This is a genomic window from Planctomycetota bacterium (assembly GCA_038746835.1).
Lineage (GTDB): Bacteria > Planctomycetota > Phycisphaerae > Tepidisphaerales > Tepidisphaeraceae > JBCDKH01.
This window is the reverse complement of record JBCDKH010000018.1, coordinates 14,235-32,745: the sequence shown is the minus strand read 5'-3', so window position 1 is coordinate 32,745 and position 18,511 is coordinate 14,235. Positions and strand designations below refer to the sequence as shown.

At 66.5% G+C, this 18,511-nt stretch carries 17 protein-coding genes; 9 read left to right on the top strand and 8 right to left on the bottom strand.

Features of this window, described 5'->3' with window-relative positions; genetic code table 11:
- Window positions 1-78: 78 nt before the first annotated feature.
- A complete protein-coding gene (locus AAGI46_03695; GenBank protein MEM1011307.1) occupies window positions 79-516 on the top strand; it encodes a YciI family protein in 438 nt (145 codons plus the stop codon).
- Here the strand turns inward: AAGI46_03695 and AAGI46_03690 are convergent, their stop codons facing one another.
- Together AAGI46_03690 and prmC are read right to left on the bottom strand one after the other, a co-directional pair.
- Entirely contained in the window at window positions 517-1,299 is a 783-nt protein-coding gene (locus AAGI46_03690; GenBank protein MEM1011306.1) for a hypothetical protein, read from the bottom strand.
- Window positions 1,300-1,358: 59 nt separating this feature from the next.
- The gene (prmC, locus tag AAGI46_03685) at window positions 1,359-2,249 is read right to left on the bottom strand and encodes a peptide chain release factor N(5)-glutamine methyltransferase (protein ID MEM1011305.1); all 891 of its coding nucleotides are present in this window, start codon (window positions 2,247-2,249) and stop codon (window positions 1,359-1,361) included.
- 70 nt (window positions 2,250-2,319) lie between these two features.
- Here prmC and AAGI46_03680 point away from each other — a divergent pair, with 70 nt between their 5' ends.
- Both AAGI46_03680 and AAGI46_03675 read left to right on the top strand, forming a co-directional pair.
- Entirely contained in the window at window positions 2,320-3,156 is an 837-nt protein-coding gene (locus AAGI46_03680; GenBank protein MEM1011304.1) for a S24 family peptidase, read from the top strand.
- 55 nt (window positions 3,157-3,211) lie between these two features.
- On the top strand, window positions 3,212-5,227 hold the full coding sequence (locus AAGI46_03675) for a sodium:proton antiporter (GenBank protein MEM1011303.1): 2,016 nt from the start codon (window positions 3,212-3,214) through the stop codon (window positions 5,225-5,227).
- Window positions 5,228-5,237: 10 nt separating this feature from the next.
- Here the strand turns inward: AAGI46_03675 and AAGI46_03670 are convergent, their stop codons facing one another.
- The 4 genes from AAGI46_03670 to AAGI46_03655 form a co-directional block, all read right to left on the bottom strand.
- Window positions 5,238-6,527 carry a D-galactonate dehydratase family protein gene (locus AAGI46_03670; protein MEM1011302.1) on the bottom strand — a complete coding sequence of 430 codons (1,290 nt, stop codon included), beginning with the start codon at window positions 6,525-6,527 and terminating at the stop codon, window positions 5,238-5,240.
- A gap of 76 nt (window positions 6,528-6,603) precedes the next feature.
- A complete protein-coding gene (locus AAGI46_03665) occupies window positions 6,604-7,467 on the bottom strand; it encodes a deoxyribonuclease IV (GenBank protein ID MEM1011301.1) in 864 nt (287 codons plus the stop codon).
- Window positions 7,468-7,475: 8 nt separating this feature from the next.
- A complete protein-coding gene (locus tag AAGI46_03660; protein ID MEM1011300.1) occupies window positions 7,476-9,758 on the bottom strand; it encodes a hypothetical protein in 2,283 nt (760 codons plus the stop codon).
- A 78-nt stretch (window positions 9,759-9,836) separates the two neighbouring features.
- Window positions 9,837-11,180 carry a GTPase gene (locus AAGI46_03655; GenBank protein MEM1011299.1) on the bottom strand — a complete coding sequence of 448 codons (1,344 nt, stop codon included), beginning with the start codon at window positions 11,178-11,180 and terminating at the stop codon, window positions 9,837-9,839.
- On the opposite strand from AAGI46_03655, the gene AAGI46_03650 reads away from it, so the two are divergent.
- The 3 genes from AAGI46_03650 to AAGI46_03640 all read left to right on the top strand — a co-directional run bounded on the left by AAGI46_03650 (window position 11,153) and on the right by AAGI46_03640 (window position 12,821).
- Window positions 11,153-11,764, top strand: coding sequence for a flavoprotein (locus AAGI46_03650; protein MEM1011298.1), 612 nt, complete (start codon window positions 11,153-11,155; stop codon window positions 11,762-11,764). The genes AAGI46_03655 and AAGI46_03650 overlap by 28 nt on opposite strands.
- A 170-nt stretch (window positions 11,765-11,934) precedes the next feature.
- Complete coding sequence (locus AAGI46_03645) at window positions 11,935-12,201, top strand: hypothetical protein (protein ID MEM1011297.1); 267 nt, start codon at window positions 11,935-11,937, stop codon at window positions 12,199-12,201.
- Window positions 12,198-12,821 carry a phosphopantothenoylcysteine decarboxylase gene (locus tag AAGI46_03640; protein ID MEM1011296.1) on the top strand — a complete coding sequence of 208 codons (624 nt, stop codon included), beginning with the start codon at window positions 12,198-12,200 and terminating at the stop codon, window positions 12,819-12,821. Before AAGI46_03645 ends, AAGI46_03640 begins: the two co-directional genes overlap by 4 nt.
- A gap of 6 nt (window positions 12,822-12,827) precedes the next feature.
- Here AAGI46_03640 and AAGI46_03635 read toward each other — a convergent pair whose 3' ends face one another.
- Window positions 12,828-14,117, bottom strand: a complete 1,290-nt coding sequence (locus tag AAGI46_03635) for a putative DNA modification/repair radical SAM protein (GenBank protein MEM1011295.1) — start codon at window positions 14,115-14,117, stop codon at window positions 12,828-12,830.
- Between the two features lie 110 nt (window positions 14,118-14,227).
- Between AAGI46_03635 and AAGI46_03630 the strand changes: the two genes are divergently transcribed.
- Together AAGI46_03630 and AAGI46_03625 are read left to right on the top strand one after the other, a co-directional pair.
- Entirely contained in the window at window positions 14,228-15,835 is a 1,608-nt protein-coding gene (locus AAGI46_03630; GenBank protein ID MEM1011294.1) for a trypsin-like peptidase domain-containing protein, read from the top strand.
- Between the two features lie 14 nt (window positions 15,836-15,849).
- The gene (locus AAGI46_03625) at window positions 15,850-17,154 is read left to right on the top strand and encodes a PDZ domain-containing protein (protein MEM1011293.1); all 1,305 of its coding nucleotides are present in this window, start codon (window positions 15,850-15,852) and stop codon (window positions 17,152-17,154) included.
- A gap of 165 nt (window positions 17,155-17,319) precedes the next feature.
- Here the strand turns inward: AAGI46_03625 and AAGI46_03620 are convergent, their stop codons facing one another.
- Window positions 17,320-17,607 carry a hypothetical protein gene (locus AAGI46_03620; GenBank protein MEM1011292.1) on the bottom strand — a complete coding sequence of 96 codons (288 nt, stop codon included), beginning with the start codon at window positions 17,605-17,607 and terminating at the stop codon, window positions 17,320-17,322.
- 123 nt (window positions 17,608-17,730) lie between these two features.
- Between AAGI46_03620 and AAGI46_03615 the strand changes: the two genes are divergently transcribed.
- The gene (locus tag AAGI46_03615) at window positions 17,731-18,510 is read left to right on the top strand and encodes a biotin--[acetyl-CoA-carboxylase] ligase (GenBank protein ID MEM1011291.1); all 780 of its coding nucleotides are present in this window, start codon (window positions 17,731-17,733) and stop codon (window positions 18,508-18,510) included.
- Window position 18,511: the final 1 nt, after the last annotated feature.

Below are 18,511 nucleotides of genomic sequence, written 5' to 3'. Positions count from 1 at the left end.
GACGCGCCCGCTGACGCGGGCGGCTACGTCGGAACCGGAGAGCGTGACGCACAGCAATGAAGTCAGTATCTTGCGGCGATGCTGCGTCTGCTCCTGGTCGTGATGGTGTTCGCGTCGGCTTCTGCTGCCTGGGCGATGGCACAGCCGACCACGAAGCCGGAGGCCGCCCCGCCGATGGCGTTTGACACGTATCGCTTCGTGCTGCTCGCGGCCGCGGAGGAACCGCCGGAAGTCACTCGCGCCGAAGCCGGTCAACTCCAACGCCAACACCTCGGCCACCTTCGAAAGATGGCCGAGGCGGGTCACATTCTTGTGGCCGGACCGTTCATGGATCGGTTCGACCAGCAGTGGCGAGGGTTGGTCCTCTACCGCGGTGACCTGTCGATCGATGAGGTCCGCGAGCTCGCTGAAGCCGATCCGTCCGTTCAGGCGGGGCTCATGCGGGTCGAGGTGATGACATGGGTCACCGAAGCCGGGGCGATGGAGTTCCCGACCGCTGTCGCACCTCAGGAGTGACTAGCGCCGCCGGAGCAGGACGAGCCCTCCGCCTGCGAGCAGTGTCGCGATGGCGGGCTCGGGGATCGGCGTCGCCGCGAGTACACTCGCATCGTCGAGGCCGGCGTCGATCCAATTGCCGTCACCGAGACGGCCGGTCGCAGCGAACCGGAAGTGCGTCGCGTTTTGCGGCGTGACGACGGTCCTCATGACCTCGTCGTTCGTCGCCGCCGCGATACCGCCGAAGGTGCCGAAGTCTTCGACATCGACGACGGAGAAGCCGCCGGGCGTGAGTTCGAGCCATTCGAGTCGCACGTCGATCGAGTCGAACGCGGAGAACGCACGGAAGCTGACGAGCAGTTCGTCATCGATGCCGGCCGGCAGAAGCACGATCTGGTCGAGCGTCACCGACTGGCCGTTGTCGAAACCGCCGGATGAGAGCGTGTTGGCGAAGTAGTTCGTACCACCGGGCCCAAACGGATCGCCGCCGATCTGGCCTTGGGAAACCTGCCACGCGGGGAATCCGTTGAAGTTCCAACCGAAGAGGTCGCCGGTTTCGAAGTCGCCATTGATGAGCAGGTCGTTGTATTCGAATTGCGGCCCCGGTCCGCCGCCGGGAGTTCCGCCGCCCGGGTTTCCACCGGACGAGCCGCCGGCACCTTCGCCGGGGAAGGTCGGATCGAACGGATCGGGACCGAATGGCCGGTCGGGGTTGGTGACGGGGACGACCGCTGCGGAAGCGATCGAGGCGGACAGCACGGCAGCTGTCGCGACGACAAGGGGGCGTGAGGTTTTGGCGTTCATGTGCTGCGACGTCCGATTCGCAGGCGTCGCAGGCCAGAGATCGCGCCGCGGACACGCCGTTATGGGCCACCGCGATCGGCCACGAGCACGCGATCGTGGCCGGCGAGGTCTCTGACGACTCGAACGCCCTGCCAGCCCGAGTCTGTTGCGAGCGACGTGAGCGCGTCGCCCTGGTCGTGCTGCATCTCGGTCGCGAGGAAACCGCCGGGTCTGAGTCTGTCCGAAGAGCCAGCCAGCAGACGCCTCAGCACGTCGAGCCCGTCGTCGCCGCCGTCGAGGGCGACGTGCGGCTCGTAGTCGCGGACGTTCGCGTCGAGCGAGGCGATCGCCGACGTCGGGATGTACGGCGGGTTCGACGCGATGACGTCGAAGTCGCCGTCGATGCCTTCGAGAAGATCGCCGACGCGCACGTCGATGCGATCGGTGAGCCCGAGCTTGTCGACGTTCGCCCGTGCCACCTCGGCCGCTTCTTCCGACAGCTCGGTCGCGACGATCGTCGCCTTCGACAGGCTCTTGGCCAGAGCGATCGCGACGATGCCGCTGCCGGTGCAGACGTCGGCGACTCGCAGCTCTTGTCCCTTTCGGTCTGCCCCTGCGAGACGCCGGACGACGATGTCGATCAACGTCTCCGTGTCCGGCCTCGGAATCAGCACGGCCGGCGTGACCTTGACCTCGAAGCCGAAAAAACCCCCGCTCTCGACCAGATACTGCACCGGCTCGTGCTCGCCGGCTCGGCGGACGAGGTCGCGCAGCTTCGTCCGAGACGCATCGTCCGGCACGTCGTCGTACCGCGTGTAGAGCTCGATCCGCGACAGCTTCAACACGTGCCCGATCAACATCTCCGCCGCCAGCCGTGGCGAGTCGACGCGGCGCTTCGTCAGGTAGTCGGCCGTCGAGCCGAGCAGACGCTTCACCGTCCAGGCGACATCGGCGGCAGCAGTCGAAGCCATAGCGCGGTTCTAGGCGGGCACGCCCGGCGGTCGCAACGTTCGGCCTGCGTCCTTATCGTCTGACGACACCGTGGCCGAGGCGTCCGAGCCAACTTCGACCGATGCCCTGCGCCAGCCGCTGGGCCAGCGGATTCGTGAGCGTCGCAAGTCGATGGGCATGACGCTCGACGAGCTGGCGGTGCGGACGAGTGTCAGCAAGCCGTACCTCTCGCTGATCGAGACCGGCCGCGTGAACAACCCGCCCAGCGACGAGAAGCTGCGTCGCATCGAGCACGCGCTCGGCTTTGCGCCTGCCGAGCTGGTCAGCCAGGCCCACTTCGCCCGGACGCCTCCCGACGTGCGGGCGATGCTGCTGTCGCTTGCCCGCCGGGCCTCGGCACAAGAGTCCGAATCCGGCGTCGACCTGGACGAGGCACTGAACAACGGCGCGCTCCGCAGCCTTGTCGAGACGACAGCCGCCAACGTCCAGCCGACCCGAATCAACGCGGTGCCCGTCATCAACAAGGTCAGCGCCGGCTACCCACGCGAGTTCACCGACCTCGACTTTCCGGCCCGGCACGCCGACGCCCACGTGAGTTGCCCGGAGATCGATGACCCCGACGCCTTTGCCGCCCGCGTCTGCGGCGACTCGATGAATCCGCTCTACCGCGAAGGCGACATCGTCGTCTTCAGTCCGCGAGCCCAGCCGCTGCACGGCGACGACTGTTTCGTCCGCCTGGCCGACGGGGAATCGACCTTCAAGCGTGTCTTCTACGAGGAGGCTGAGCCGGACGACGAGGGACATCGACGCGGCGTGGTGCGTCTCCAGCCGCGAAACGAGAAGTACCCGCCCCGCGTGCTCGACGCCGAGGACGTCTCCGCAATTTATCGGGCCGTGTACCGCTACGAGGCCGTTAACGCCGGTTGACGGGTGGTGAACGGGGCGTTCCCCCGGCCGCTGCTGCCGTTACAGTGCCGCCGTGTTGGATTTTGGTTCTTTGTCGTTTGCGACGTTGCCGCTTGCTGCGGGAGAGGCCGGTGGCGGGGCTGTTGGCGTCATCATCACGGGCGTCGTGGTGCTGGGCATATTTGCCCAGTGGGTGGCGTGGCGGTTGAAAGTCCCGTCGATTCTGCTCCTGCTGGCCTTCGGCTTCCTCGCCGGTCCGATCGCGGAGTGGGCCAATATCGAAATTTTGGGAACGCCGGTCTACGTCGACGTCGACCGCGTCTTCGAGACGCCCGTCCTGCTCACGCTCGTCAGCCTCGCGGTCGGCCTGATCCTGTTCGAGGGTGGACTGAGCCTGACCTGGAGCGAAATTCGCGGCGTGCGACCGGCCGTCATCTCGCTCGTCACCGTCGGTGCGGCCGTGACGTGGATTTTGAGCTCGCTAGCGGCGAAGTTCATCCTGGACCTGCCGACGGGCATCGCCCTGCTCCTGGGGGCGATCTTGATCGTGACAGGGCCGACCGTCATCGGGCCGCTGATTCGGTTCGTCAGGCCGACCGGCAGCGTGGGCAAGGTGCTCAAGTGGGAAGGCATCGTCATCGACCCGATCGGCGCACTCGTCGCTGTGCTGGTGTTCGAGGCGCTGTTGGCAGGCGAGGTCGACGGTGCGACGGCCGGCACGTTCATCTGGGGTGCCGTCAAGGCCAGCGTCGTCGGCACCGCCTTGGGCCTCGGCATGGGCTACCTGCTGATCTTCATGATCTCCCGGCGGCTCACGCCGGATCACCTGCAGATACCGCTCGCCCTGGGCATGGCGACTCTGGCCTTCACCCTCAGCAACGTCTTCGCGCCCGAGGCCGGGCTGTTCGCGACCACGGTCATGGGCATCCTGCTCGCCAACCAGAAGCGTGCCCGCGTCGCCCACATTCTCGAGTTCAAGGAGACGCTGGTCGTCTTGATGATCGGGCTGCTCTTCATCGCGCTCAGCGCGCGACTGGAGCTTTCCGACCTGCAGCAGATCAACTGGTGGCGGGCGGCGTTGTTCCTGGCGGTGCTGATCCTGCTCGTCAGGCCGCTGTCGATCTTCGCCTCCACTGCGGGCAAGCTCGGCGGGAAGGTCCAATTCAAAGACAAGCTGTTCCTTTCCTGGATGGCCCCACGCGGCATCGTCGCCGCGGCCATCGCGTCGGTGTTTGGCATCTCGCTCCAACAGGCCGGCGTACCAGGGGCTGAGCTGCTGACGCCCTACATCTTCCTGGTCATCGTCGTCACCGTCGCCGTCTACGGCCTGACCTGCGTGTGGGTCGCGCGTCGACTCGAGATTGCCAATCCCGTCAACTCCGGCTTCCTGATCGCGGGTGCCAATCCGCTCGCTCGTCAGATCGCCAAGGCCCTTTCCGGTGCAAAGACCGAGGTGCTGCTGGTCGACCTCAACTACGCCAACATCCAACGAGCCCGCCTCGAAGGGCTGCCCACTTTGGTCGCCAACGTGCTGAGTCCGCAGACGCACGAAGCCATCGAACTCACCAGCATCGGGCGGCTCCTCGCGCTGACGCCCAACAACGAGGTCAACTCCCTCGCCGCCGTCCAGCACGGCCGACACTTCGGACGCAGCAACGTCTTCCAGCTCTCCACCAACGGCGAACGCACGCGGCAGAAAGCCATCCAGAAAGGCGAGTCTGCCGAGAAACGCAGCGACGTCACCGGCGAGCTGCAAGGCCGCATCGCCTTCGACCCGGCGGCCACGTTCGATCGCCTGGAGACGCTGCTCGCCTCGGGTGCCGCGATCCGACAGACGAAGCTGACCAAGGCCTTCGGCTACGACGACTGGCGCGAGCTCAACGGTGCCGACGACGGTCGGACGATTCCGCTCTTCGTCGTGAGCGACGACGGCGCGGTCACCGTGCTCACGCCCGAGTCCAAGATTCAACCCCGCGCGGGCCAAGCGCTCATCGCACTCGCCCCGCCGGCGCCCGAGCCCAAGCCGGTTCCCGCTCAGACGGAGACGACCACCGAAGTCGAGGTGCCAGGGGCCGTGCCGGCGCTGGCGTGAGGCCGGTTGGTTACCACGGATGCACGGTGCTGTCTTCGAGTCGGCAGACCGGCAGATACGCCCGCTCGTACGCGTGCTTTCGTGCTTCGTCCTCGTTGACCTCCACGCCAAGGCCGGGCGTGTCCGGCACGTTTAGCCGGCCTTCGCGGCACGTCACCGCTCCGCCGCCGAACACGGCCTGGCAGACCGCCGCGTCCGGGCCGACGAAGTGGTCGGTCCACTCTTGGATGCCGAAGTTCGGGATCGCCAGGTCCAGGTGCACGTTGGCCGCGTGCCCGACGGGTGACAGGTCCGGCGGACCGTGCCAGGCAGTCTTGATCGCGAAGGGCTCGGCGATCGTCGCCAGCTTGCGACCCGCGGTGATCCCGCCGCAGTGGCCAAGGTCGCATCGGACGTAGTCGATCAGCCGGCCGGTGATCAGCGGCAGCACCTCACTCGTGTCGAACAGCCCTTCGCCCAGCGCCAACGGCACCGTGCTCGCAGCACGAACCTGGTCCAGGTAGGTCGCCATCTCCGGCGCGACCGGGTCTTCGAAAAAGAACGGCCGATACGGCTCGATCGCCTTGGCCAGCCCTGCCGCTTGCGTGGGCGTGAGGCGATGGTGGACGTCGTGCAGCAGCTCGACCTCGTCGCCGAGTTCACGTCGCACATGCTCGAACATCGCCGGCGTCTGACGCAGGTAGTTCCCGGGATCGAACACGCCGACGAACGGCAAGTCACGCTGCTCCAGCGCCGGCTGCAACCCGTCGGCCGTTCGGTCGCGTTGCCCTGCCGAGTCCGCCTTGGCCGGTACGTCTCCCGCTCGCGGCCGGTACGCCCGCTCGCCATAGGTGCTGCCGACATCCGCCTGAATCTGAATCCGCAAATGCCGAAAACCCGCGTCGAGGCGTCGGCGACACGACTCGACGAGCGTCTCGTTGCTCGTCCCGCTGCAGTGGACGTAGCACGCCACGTCGTCCCGACACCGGCCGCCGAGCAATTGGTACACCGGCTGCCCCGCCTCTTTGCCGAGGATGTCCCACAGCGCCATGTCGACGCCCGACAGTGCCGAATGCTGCACCGGCCCGCCGCGCCAGTAGCTGCCGACACGCAAGGCCTGCCACAGGTGCTCGATCCGCACCGGGTCTTCCCCCTGAAGCACCGGTGCGAGGTAGTCGTCGACGTAGCTCGCGACCGACAGCTCCCGACCGTTGAGCGTCGCGTCGCCCCAGCCGACCAGACCCGTGTCGGTTGTCACCTTCACCACGACGAAGTTGCGACCCGGCCGGGTGACGATCGTCTCGACGCTGGCAATCCGCATGGCCGTCACGATAACGCGACCCCTCGGCCCGAGGCCGCTTAGGCCGATCGAGTTTTCTCCGGCGCCGACGTCCGTTTCAACGCTTGGCCAGGCCCTGGAGTCGCTCGACGTTCACCGCGTCCCAATCTCGGCCGTCGTCGTGCTTGGCTTTGGGTGTTTCGAGGATCATCGGAAGGCCATGCCAGCGTTTGTCGCGCATGAGCGGGCGAAAGCCGTCGTCGCCGATGGTGCCCAGGCCGATGTGTTCGTGGCGATCGACGCGGCTGTCGAGCGGCTTCTTCGAGTCGTTGAGGTGCCAGACCTTGACGCAACTGACGCCGAAGGTCGCCTCGAGCTTGCGGACGAACGCTGGGTACTTGCGTCCACGAAAGTCGTACCCGGCGGCGAACAGGTGGGCAGTGTCGAGGCAGACCGCCAGACGGTCGGCGTGCTTCGATTGCTCGATGATTGCAGCGAGGTGCTCCAGCTCGTGCCCGACGCTCGAACCCTGCCCGGCGGTGCTTTCGAGGCAGACGATCGTCTCGCCGTCGTTCTTGGCAAGGGTCGCGTCGAGCATCTTGACGATCCGCTCGATGCCGACGTCGACGCCGTCGCCCATGTGGGCTCCGGGATGGATGACGAGGTACGGAATGCCGAGTGTGTCGCACCGCCGGACCTCCTCGGCAAACAGCGACGCCGCCTTCTTCTTCGCCGCCGCATCCGGCGTCGCCAGGTTGATCAGGTAACTCGCGTGGCTGACGGTCTGCACGTAGCCGGCTTGGTCACAGGCTGATCGCCATGCGTCGACCGCTTCCTCCTCCAGCGGTGGCACCTTCCACTGCTGCTGGTTCTTCGTGAAGACCTGCACGGTGCCAAGCTTCAGGTCCACCGCCGACGCGACGGCCTTGTGCATCCCGCCAGCGATCGACAGGTGAGACCCGTAGAGGTGCTTGCTGGGCATCGCGTTGCTCAGAAGCCGAAGAGCCGCTCGACCTCGGCCCTGGTGGATTCGTCCATCGGGGCACCCTTCTCGACACGATGAGAGACGTGCGTCTGCCAATTGTCTTGAATGTCGAACCACGTGACGAAGCGGACAGCCCCGTCGGCGTAGAGGACGTTGTAGCCATCGGCCCACGGCACGGTGTCGGGATGCTCGATCGCAACCATGATGGACGGGCCAGCAGTGTTAGCGAGGCCGGAACCGAGGTACAGATAGTCCGATTCCTGCTCAATCCATTGCGCAGTCGGCTCGGCAGGAACGTTTGCCGGCTCATCCGTCGGCGTGACGAAAGCCGCGCCGGACAGGCCGAAGGTCTCAAGCTCGCCCAGTGAATCGGGGAAGCCTCCGGTTCGGACGTCTTCAATCGAATAGAGCATCATGCCCACACCGATCTGTCGCATATTGCTCGCACTCTTCACCTTCTGCGCCGACTCACGCGCCCGGCCAACGGTGGGAACCATCGTGCCGGCAACGACACCCACCTGCGTCGCGATCTGATTGAGCGTCGCGTACGACTTGCCATAGTCCACCAGCACGCTGCTCAGCGGGAACGGCTCGACCGATCGCGAGTGCAGACCGTCCTCGTCCATCCACGCGACGGCCATCGATGGCGTCACGTTGCTCTGCACGTCCGGCAGCGTCGGCATCACGAACCCCGGCGGACGCGTGCGGAGGTACTCGCCGAACAGGTCGCCCGCACCGACACCGCCCTGCATGAGGAGCAGCAGCGCCGGGTACGTGTGCGGCGTCATCGTCGGAAGGTCGGCGTAGCTGGCGAACACCGGCGTGTTGCCCCCGGCAAGGTCCGCCAGGCGACGCACGACGTTCGAGTTCTCGAATCCGCCACCGAACTGCACAGCCGCCATGGCGGTCTGTGGGTTGAACGCCGTCACCAACACGTCGTCCGTCACAGCCCAGGTCGGAGCGAGCAGCGGCGTGTTGGCGAAGTAGTACTCGACACCGTCACGCGTCATCGACCGCGTCGGGATCGTCACCAGGCCGTCGGTCTCCTTGCGGAGCTGGGCGTTGCCGATGCTCGACAGATTGAGCGACATGCCACGCAGCGCCGCGCGGAGCTTGTCGGGATCAGACGGCTTTTGCAGAAGAACACCCGTCAGCAGATCCGGACCCGTCGTCGGTGCGACGAAACCCGCCCAGGTCCCGGAAAGCTGCCCGAGCACATCCTGCTCGATGTCGGCCCCGGCGAACATGTTCGCGAACGCGAGGCCTTGCTCCAGCTGGCCGACGGCCTCGGGGTCGAAGTCGTTGGCGACGCCGCGAACCACCGTCAGCAGCTCGTCGAGCTCGACGCGTCCGGCGAGCATCATCGTCGCGTCGGCCGGGATGTTGGCCAGCAGTTCAGGATCAATGCCCTCTCCCACCGCGGGTAGCAGGCGGAGCAGACCCTGCCGCTCGCCCGTCAGGCCGAGGAACGAGCTCTGGACAAAGTCACCACCGTCGAAGCCGGCAGCACCGGTGACGACGCCCAGGCCGTTCAGGCCGAGCGACGCCATGCCCTTGTCGAACTGGGCGCGGTCTTCCGGTCGGCCGTCGAGTTCGAGTGCGTCGCCGATCATCGTGACGACCGCGGGCACGTCGAGGAAGAGCGACAGCACGGTGCCCTGCGAAAACCCACCACTGAGCTTGGCCATGCCGTCGGTGAACGCGTCGGACGCTGCCAGTGATCCCGCGCCACCGGCAGCGAGGTTGGCAAGGTCCAGGTCGTCGTAGCCGAGGACCATGTAGACCATGCCGTCCTGCTCGCGGACGAGCGTGACCAGCTCCGGCTGCTCGATCCGCGTCAGGAAACCGGTGAGCGACGCCCGCAGCTCGCCGGCGCGATCGCCTGCGTCGCAGATGAAGATGATGCGTGGCAGCGGATCGCCGTCGTTCAGCGGCGACTCGAAGTCGATCCCGCCGAAGCTCAGCACCGTCGGCCTGTCCCAAACGACGCCGCCGATGTTCTTGGCCAGGTCCACCCACGGCGCGGCCTCGGGCTCTTCGCGTGCGAGGGCATCGAGCAGTTCGGGCAGGTACTCATCGAACGTCTCGCTCAGGCCGCTCTTGGCGAGCAGGGCTTGCGTTCGCGTGCCGCCGTAGCGATTTTCGACGTCGTCGATGCCGTTCCAGCCTAGGTAAAAGAGCGATCCCGCCGGCACTTTGTCGGCGAGCGTCGGCTCGGGCTGGGCGAACGTCGGCGCGGAGAATCCGAAGACGACGACAAGGGCAGCGAGGCAAGCTCGTGGGGTCATGCAGGCAATGTAGCCACGAGGCTCCGGGTCGTGAACGGTCGGAAGTGGCGACGAACCGACGTCTCGATCTCCCGGGAATCACTTCCCGACACAGAACCCGCTGAAGATGCGGCCCAGCACGTCGTCGGGTGTGACGACGCCCGTCACCTCACCAACCGCGTCGAGCGCGTCGCGCAGCGCAAGTGCGACGACCTCGTCGCCCAGCTCATCGGAGAGTGCCTGCGACGCCTCGTCCAACGCGTCGATCGCACGTGCGACGCAGGCCTGGTGCCGCTCGTTGAGCACGACTCGAACGCCCGACGACCGGATGGCCGCATCGCGGAGCCGATTGCGGAGCGGGTCGATGCCGGCGCCGGTCGTCGCAGAGACGGCATCGCCGGGCGGATCGTCCAGCAGGTCGGCCTTGGTCTGGACGACGAGGTCGTGTCGCACGTCGAGCGATGCCGGCTGCGTCGCGTCGCGGACAAGCACCACGACGTCGGCCGACGCAGCTCGCTGACGGGCGAGGTCGGCAGCCTCCTGATCGAGGGCGTCGTCGAACGTTGCAATCCCCGGCAGGTCGACGAGGTGCACGCGGACGCCGCCCAGGTCCACGTCGGCCGAGATGCCATCGCGTGTGGTGCCGGGCATGTCGGACGCGACGACGCGCTCGCTGCCGACCAACGCGTTGAAGAGCGTGCTCTTGCCAGCGTTGGGCAGGCCGACGAGGACGACGCTCGGCAGCACGTCGGCCGACCGTCTTCGGTTGCCTTCCACGAGCGACGCCAGCTCCGACCGCACGGCAGCGACGTCGCGCAGAGCGTCGTCCGGCGGCATCGGCGTGACGTCGGGCTCAGCCGAGAAATCGATCGCCGCTTCCGCCATGGCGAGCAGTCTCGCGATCGCATCCGTCGGCCCTTCGAGCAGACGCCCCAGCTCGCCACGCCGGAGTCGTTCGGCAGCGACGAGTTCCGCGTCCGACTCCGCCGCGATCGTCGCCTGGACCGCCTCGGCCTGGTCGAGCGAGACCTTGCCATTCAGGAACGCGCGGGCCGTGAACTCACCCGGTGCGGCGTCGACGAGGCCGAGCGATTTGAGTTGCTCGGTCAGCAGTCCCGCGATCAACGCCCCGCCCGCCACGTGGTACTCGACCACGTCCTCCCCGGTGTGACTCCGCGGTCCGGCGAACGCGTAGACCTCCCCCGGGACGTCGCACTCCGCCAGCCGAAGCCGGACCTCCATTGCACGCCGCGGCTCGACTTGCCCGACCAACTCCTCCGCAACCGCGATCGCCCGCGGCCCGCTCGTCCGCACGATCGCCCGCTCCGCCACACCCGGCGACGTCGCGACGGCGAAGATGGTCGTCTCGCGCTCGATGCGACAACCTAGCTGCGGTGCTGATGTAGACTTGCAATGTGTCCGACGCTCCGCCCGACCTCTCATCGCTCGCCGGCAAGGAAATCGTCGTCGGCGTCGGTGGCGGGATTGCGGCTTACAAGGTGTGCGACCTCGTCAGCAAACTCGTCCAGGCGGACGTCGGCGTGACCGTCGCCATGACCGACGCCGCCCAGAAGTTCGTCACACCGCTGACGTTCGAAGCGATCACGCAGCGGCCGGTGCACACGGGCATCTGGAACCAGGTCGACGCGGCCGACACGCAGCACATCAAGCTGACGGAACAGGCCGATCTGATGATCGTCGCCCCGGCCACGATGCACCTGCTCTGCAAGTGCGCGGCGGGCCTGTGCGACGACGTCGTCAGCCTCCTCGTCGCCGCCGCCGCCTGCCCGATCCTCATGGCCCCCGGCATGAACGACCGCATGTGGGCCAACCCCGCTACTCAGGAGGCGGTCGAGAAGCTGAAGGCTCGCGGCGTTGGCTTTGTCGGGCCGGAGAGCGGGTGGCTGGCTTGTCGGAACGACGGGGCGGGCCGGCTGGCAGACACGCTGTCTGTCTTGACAGCAGCAGCGGCAATTGGCCTGGGTGCTCAAGCACCTGAAGATCGTCTTCCCAGATCATCGCGGTGAGGCTCGACGCCATACAACGTTCGCCTTGGCTGCTCTTGGTTCCGAGGCCCGACAAGCTTGCGAAGATGTTCCCCGAGCTTCAATCGCTCCCCCGTTCAAGACGCGAAGCCATCTATCGAAGGGCCGTAGAGACGTGCCCCTGGTGGATACGAAACTACCTTTGCATTTCGATGCTGTTGGCGGTTTCAGGCAGTCTGACGGTGTTGGGAGTTGTCGAGGCCTTCCTGCCAAGCTGGTTGGATCATGGCATCGCGCTGGTTCTTTGCCTGATGACGATCGTGCTCGTCACCGTGTGGGCACTGCAAACACTCGCGAGACCGAGAATCACTCGTGCAGTAAGAAGCCGTCTCGCACGTCACTGCGACTCCTGCGGCTACAACCTCACCGGCAACGCAAGCGGCGTGTGTCCGGAGTGCGGCAATAAGGTCGGCCTGTGAAGACCCTCATCACCGCCGGCGGGACGCGGGAGCCTGTGGATGCGGTTCGCTACCTCGGCAACCGGTCGAGCGGGCGGATGGGCGTCGCCATCGCCGCGGCGGCGGTGGAGGCGGGGCATGAGGTGACGCTGATTGCCGGGAGCGTGAGTGTGGCGTTGCCGAAGAACGTCGAGGCGGTCCGTGTCGAGACGACGCGCCAGATGCACGACGCGGTCTTGGAACGCTGGCCGACGTTCGACGCACTCGTGATGGCGGCGGCGGTGGCGGACTTTCGGCCAAAGGTGGTGAGCGATCAGAAACTGCGACGCGGGGCCCGGATGACGCTGGAACTGGAGCCGACCGAGGACATCCTCGCTGCCGCCGGTGCTTGCAAGCGGGCGGATCAGACGCTCGTCGGGTTCAGCCTCGACGACGACACGCCGGAGGCACGCGGGCGGGCACGTGAAAAGCTCGTCCGCAAGAACTGCGATCTGCTCGTCTACAACCCGATCGCGACGCTCGACGCCCACGAAGTGGCCGCGACGATCTTCCGACACGACGGCAGCAGCGTCGACGTGCCTTCCTCGGACAAGGCTGCGTTTGCACAGCGGCTCATCGAGGAAGTGATGAGCTATAGATAGCTCGACTCAAAACAGACTGAGCTGCTTCTGCTTTGGAACGAATCGATCGCGGAGCGCGTCATCGTCCAGGAGCCGCGTCGCGGGGTTGTGATCGACGGCCGTCACCCAGGGGCGGACCTTTCTCATCGGGATGTTGAGCCGACTCAGGTCGTCCAGGCGAATCGCGTGGTGTCGTCGCACGCGGAGCAAACGCTGCACCGTCCGCTGCCCCAGACCCGGGACGCGGAGGAGTCGCCACTTCGCGGCCCGGTTCAGGTCGACGGGGAACAGGTGCCGATTCCGCAGCGCCCACGCCAGCTTCGGGTCGATCTCTAGGTCCAGCGTCGGCTGCTCGGGCGTCGTGATCTCCTCGGCGCGGAACCCGTAGAACCGCATCAGCCAGTCGCTTTGATACAGCCGATGCTCTCGAACCAGCGGCGGCTGGACGAGGGGCAGACGGGCGTCGCCGTATGGAATCGGGCTGAAGGCCGTGTAATAGACGCGGCGGAGGTCGTGACGCTTGTAGAGGCTGCCGGCGGTCTTGATGATCTCGCGGTCGGGCGTTGGCGTGGCACCGACGATCATCTGCGTCGACTGCCCGGCCGCAGCGAAACGCGGGGCCTTGCGGTCGGCCTTGGCTTCGTCGATGCCGCCCTTGATGTCGGACATCGTGTCTTCGGCATCGACCAGCTTTTTCTCAGGGGCCAGCTGTTTCAAATCGCCATCCGTCGGCAGCTCGATGTTCGCGCTGAGCCGATCGGCGTAGAGACCTGCCTTGGCCATCAGCTCAGGCGACGCCTTGGGCACCGCCTTGAGATGGATGTAGCCGCGGAACTTGTGCTCCACGCGAAGCCGCCTGGCGACCTCGATGAGCTGCTCCATCGTGTAGTCGACGCTCTTGATGATGCCGCTGCTGAGGAACAGCCCTTCGATGTAGTTGCGGCGGTAGAACTCGAGCGTGAGCTGGACGACCTCTTCCACGCTGAATCGCTGTCGCTCGACGTCGCTGCTGACGCGGTTGACGCAGTACTGGCAGTCGTAGATGCAGTAGTTGGTCAGCAGAATCTTCAGGAGCGACACGCATCGGCCGTCGGGCGTGTAGCTGTGGCAGATGCCGGTGCCGTTGGCACTGCCGAGTCCGTCGTCGCGTCCTTTGCGCTTGATGCCGCTGGAGCTGCATGAGGCGTCGTACTTCGCCGCATCGGCCAGGACGGCCAGCTTGACGCGCACCTTGTCGAAGCTGACCTCTTCCCGCTCGACCACCGCGGTGGCCTGGCGGCGTGGGGTGGTACCAGATGTCGCGGCGACGGCGGGCATCAGCTACCAAACATACGCCGACTGCCTTGAGGCGTTCTTTTCGGGCGGACACACATTTCGCACATTTTGCCCGCAACCAGATGGGCCGCCGCCGGTTACTCTTCGACGGTATGTGGCCGACGCAGAAAGCTTCGGAAGGACGTCACGCCTTCTCCCAAGAGCCAACGCCGCGAACGCGTGCGTCCAACGGTCTTGTCGTCGCGTTCCTCGGGCGATTGGTCGTGGGCTTCGTCGTCGCGGCGGTACCGATGGGGCTCGCACTCGCACTGGTGCTGATGTCCGCGACCGCCCGGCAGGTTCAGAGCAAGGCGGCGCTGAAGGCTGTCACCGCCACGGTGGCCGCCGAGGACGAGGTCGAGCTGCCGACCGTTCAGTCGCGTGAGCGGCGGTTCACGGACACGCCCGACACCGTCGAAGAGGTGCTGGAGCTCGAACAGCAGATCCTGGCCACGGTCGAAAAGGCGATTCCGACGACCGTCGCCCTGCGGCTGTCCAACGGCCAGGGGAGCGGCGTCATCGTCTCGCCCGACGGCCTCGTCCTGACGGCAGCGCACGTCATCAATCAGCCCAACTCGCCCGTCGCGTTCATCATGCCCGACGGGACGACCTACCGCGGACGAACGCTCGGCCGGGTCCGATCGCTCGATGCCGGCATGGCCATCATCGATGACTCCGACGCGCCCGTTCCGTTCGACTTTGCCGAGATTGGCACGAGCGACGACTTGGAGACCGGCACGTGGACCGTGGCAACAGGTCATCCCGCCGGCTTCCAGGAGCAGCGACCGCCCGTCGTCCGCGTCGGCCGGCTGAATCGTGTGACGGACAGCGTGCTCCAGAGCGACAACACGCTCGTCGGTGGCGATTCGGGAGGGCCGCTGTTCGATCTGGAGGGCCGCCTCGTCGGCATCCACAGTCGCATCGGGCAGCAGCGGATCGGGACCAACGTGTTGGCCGGGAACGTGCACATTCCGATCGACCGGTTCATCGACAACTGGCAGCCGATGCGTGTCGGGCGTGACACGGGCGGAATTCGCCTGCCGAATTGGATGCGCATGCAGGTCGCCGACGACGGCATCCGGCTCGACCTAGGACCGTCACGCGGCAACGACGACGGCTCTCGCGAAGGAGACGGCTCGGGCGTCGGCAGCGACGGTCGCCCCGGTGCCACCGTCCGCATGGTCGTCGACGGCTCACCGGCTGCCACGGCGGAGATCAGAATTGGCGATCGGATCGTGGCAGTCGGCGATGCAGAGATCGAGTCCGAGACCGATCTCCTCGCCCTGCGACCAACGTTCCGCGTTGGCCAGAGCGTGCAGTATCGCGTTGTCGACCAGAGCGGCGTTGTCAGAGACGTGTCGGTCACGCTCGCCGGTTTCGATCGCGACGGCTCGGACCGCTCCGCGCCGCAGAGTCGGCCCTACCGCGGGTTGATGGGCGTGAATCTGAACAACAGCTTCAGCGGCGGGGATGCAGCGGTCATCGGTGGTGTCACGCCCGGCAGCCCCGCAGACGAGGCGGGCATTCGTCCTGGCGACCGAATTGTCTCGCTTCGCGGGCAACGCATCTACGACTTCAGGCAGGTTCAGCAGGCGCTCGCGAATGGCCGACCTGGCGACATGATCACGCTCCAAGTCGCCTCGCCAGGCGAGGAAGCACGCCGCATCCGGCTGCAACTGGCATCGGCGGACGAACTGCAGGAATTAGAGGAAGCACGCTGACCTTTCGATTTTCGATGTTGAAGGACCTGACCAAGTTTCTCTTCGCTTTTGCCGCCGCGGGTCTGGCGGTGCAGGCGTCGGCTCAGACGTCGGACGGGCTGGTCAAGAACAGCTCCGCCCTGCGCGAGGCGTTCGCCTCGGCGGCCGCGAACACATCAGCGGCGACGGTCTCGCTCGTCGGTGTCGGCGGCGAAGCCGATGGCGAGCAAGTCGCGCTCGGCCTGCTCGTCTCGGACGACGGCCTGCTGGTCACCAAGGCCAGCGAGCTCAACGGCCTCGTTGCCGCCGACCTGTTCCCCAAGGACAACGATCGCGGCTTTCTCGCACTCGACCTCATCGGCACCGATGCCGAGTTCGATATCGCCCTGCTGCAACTGGCCGCGCCGAATGGCCTTCGCGTCCCGTTCGTCCCACTCGGCAACCTCGCCGACGCGCCGCCTGCGGCTGGGACGTGGCTCGTCAGTGTCGAGCCCGACCCGGACGGCCTCGGACCCGACGTCGGCGGAGCACTCGCGATCGGCAACGTCAGCGTCGGCAAGCTTCGCGAGATCGAACGCGAGGGCCTTCGCCTGGGCATCGGCACGCGGGCGCAGGCGATCGACGGGCTGCCAGTGCGATCGGTCCGTCGCGGTGGTGCGGCGTGGCAGGCGGGCATTCGTCCCGGCGATCTGATCATCGCACGGGACAACGTCGACATCGAAAGCCGGCAGCAGTTCGTCAACGAGCTTCGGCTCGATCGGCCCAGTGCGGTCTTCAACCTGACGATCGTCCGTGACGGCGAAGCGGCTGTCCGACCGGTGCGGCTTCAGCGTGGGCAGCTCGGCGTGACGATCACCGACGCGGTGCGCGGGCTCGACGTCAATCGCGTTTTTGCGCTCAGCCCTGCACAAGAAGCGGGCGTCAAGGTTGGCGACCTCGTGACGACCGTCGAGGGCACGCCGATCACACAGATTCAAGAGCTCAACGCCAAGCTCGACAACTTCCGGGCCGGCGATCGTGTGAAGCTTGGCCTCATTCGCGATGGACTGCCCGTCGACGTCGAAGTTCGCCTCGGCGGCATCCGCGCGTCACAGCAAGCACGCTTCCAGAACTTCATCGGCGGTTCGACGTTCAGCCGACGCAGCAGCGACTTTCCCGCCGTGATCCAGCACGACACCGTTCTTCCGCCGAATCGCATGGGCGGCCCCGTCATCAACGCCCGCGGCGATCTCCTGGGTATCAACATCGCCCGCGCCGGACGCGTGAAGACCTACGCCGTCCCCGCGTCAGAGCTTGCAGAGATCGTCGAGAAGATTCGTGGCGAGCAGGGATCGGACTGAACACGGTCGAGGACTCGTTCCGAAACTGGTTGTCGTAAGCGAAAGACGCCAAAGCGGAAGCTTCGGGTTTCGGAGCGTTTGAGCCCAGAACCCGAAGCTACCGCTTCGGCGTCGAAGTGCCGGCTGTGAAGGCTCAGACCGGAGACCCGATCCACGAGCACCCGATCAGGGCACCTGCCACGGGGTCAGGCCCGTGACGGGACGCAGAAGCAGCAGGTTGTCGAGGTCGTCGTTGAGCATCTTGGCCTCGATGTCGATGTTGCGGCCAATGCGGCTGAAGCGCTCGCGGGTGCCGAAGACCGGCGTGGCGGTGATCTCGCCCGCACCCGGGCCGGTCGTGCAGCCCGAGACTGTGCCCATCGTGACGAAACCGCCGAACGCGACGGTAGCGGTGAGCACGAGTCGGCCGGCAAGGCGACGAAGAGAACGACGGGCGGCTGGGTTGCGGGTCATGCGACTCCTTCGATCAGGCCAGATGGCTAGGCCGTGCCACGCAAGACGCGCAAAGCAAACGGCTGTCGGCGGGATGGTCCGACCCTTGGCGGTCGAACGCGGGGAGGCGTACGTTAACGCCCCGTGCAGACGCATGTCAAAGGCCCATCCCGCCCGACAAGGTCCGAGAACCCGGACCGGCACGCCGCCGTCATCGGGTCTCTGACGCAAGACCTTGCAACAAACGCCCTGCCCGACTGGGACGTGGTCTTCCGACGCGACGTCGACAGCACCAGCAATCTCGCCGCCGATCTCGTGCGGGATCGCCTGACGGACCGCAAGTTGGCCGTCGTCGCGGATCGTCAGCTGGCTGGACGCGGCAGGCGACTTCGCGGGTGGTCCAGCGTCGAAGCCGGCCAGCCGACGGGCGTCACGGTGACATTCTGCATCCGCAGCGACGCGTCACCACCCGGGACCATGAGCCTCTCGGCCGGTGTGCTGGTTCGCGAGGCCCTGCTGTCGCTGGACGTCGACGCGACCATCAAGTGGCCCAACGACCTGCTCGTCGGCGACGACAAGATCGGCGGCATCCTCTGCGAACACGTCGACAGCCACGACCTCGTCGGCGTGGGCATCAACACCGTTCGTGAAGCCGACTGGCCCGAGGGACGCTCGGCCATCGGGCGCAATCGGCTCGACGTGCTGGCGGCGCTTGGACGCGACGTGGCTCGCTGGTCGACAACGCCCGATCGAGGCTGGGCGGACCACGCTGCGTCCTTCCGCGACGGCCTGGCGTGGGTCGGCCGGCGTGTGGTTGCCGATCCGGATGCGACCACGGGCACTTTCGACGGCGTCAGCCCGGCCGGGCTGCCGATCATCGACGGCACGTGTGTTCGCGCGTCCAGCTTGCGTTTGACGGACTGAC

Excerpts from the sequence above, each read along its gene's own strand:
- AAGI46_03630 (MEM1011294.1), top strand. The coding sequence starts at position 14,228 with ATGTGGCCGACGCAGAAAGCTTCGGAAGGACGTCACGCCTTCTCCCAA.
- AAGI46_03665 (MEM1011301.1), bottom strand. The coding sequence starts at position 7,467 with ATGCCCAGCAAGCACCTCTACGGGTCTCACCTGTCGATCGCTGGCGGG.
- AAGI46_03660 (MEM1011300.1), bottom strand. The coding sequence starts at position 9,758 with ATGACCCCACGAGCTTGCCTCGCTGCCCTTGTCGTCGTCTTCGGATTC.
- AAGI46_03625 (MEM1011293.1), top strand. The coding sequence starts at position 15,850 with ATGTTGAAGGACCTGACCAAGTTTCTCTTCGCTTTTGCCGCCGCGGGT.
- AAGI46_03645 (MEM1011297.1), top strand. The coding sequence starts at position 11,935 with ATGCTGTTGGCGGTTTCAGGCAGTCTGACGGTGTTGGGAGTTGTCGAG.
- AAGI46_03670 (MEM1011302.1), bottom strand. The coding sequence starts at position 6,527 with ATGCGGATTGCCAGCGTCGAGACGATCGTCACCCGGCCGGGTCGCAAC.
- AAGI46_03695 (MEM1011307.1), top strand. The coding sequence starts at position 79 with ATGCTGCGTCTGCTCCTGGTCGTGATGGTGTTCGCGTCGGCTTCTGCT.
- AAGI46_03620 (MEM1011292.1), bottom strand. The coding sequence starts at position 17,607 with ATGACCCGCAACCCAGCCGCCCGTCGTTCTCTTCGTCGCCTTGCCGGC.
- AAGI46_03635 (MEM1011295.1), bottom strand. The coding sequence starts at position 14,117 with ATGCCCGCCGTCGCCGCGACATCTGGTACCACCCCACGCCGCCAGGCC.
- prmC (MEM1011305.1), bottom strand. The coding sequence starts at position 2,249 with ATGGCTTCGACTGCTGCCGCCGATGTCGCCTGGACGGTGAAGCGTCTG.
- AAGI46_03690 (MEM1011306.1), bottom strand. The coding sequence starts at position 1,299 with ATGAACGCCAAAACCTCACGCCCCCTTGTCGTCGCGACAGCTGCCGTG.
- AAGI46_03655 (MEM1011299.1), bottom strand. The coding sequence starts at position 11,180 with ATGAGAGGTCGGGCGGAGCGTCGGACACATTGCAAGTCTACATCAGCA.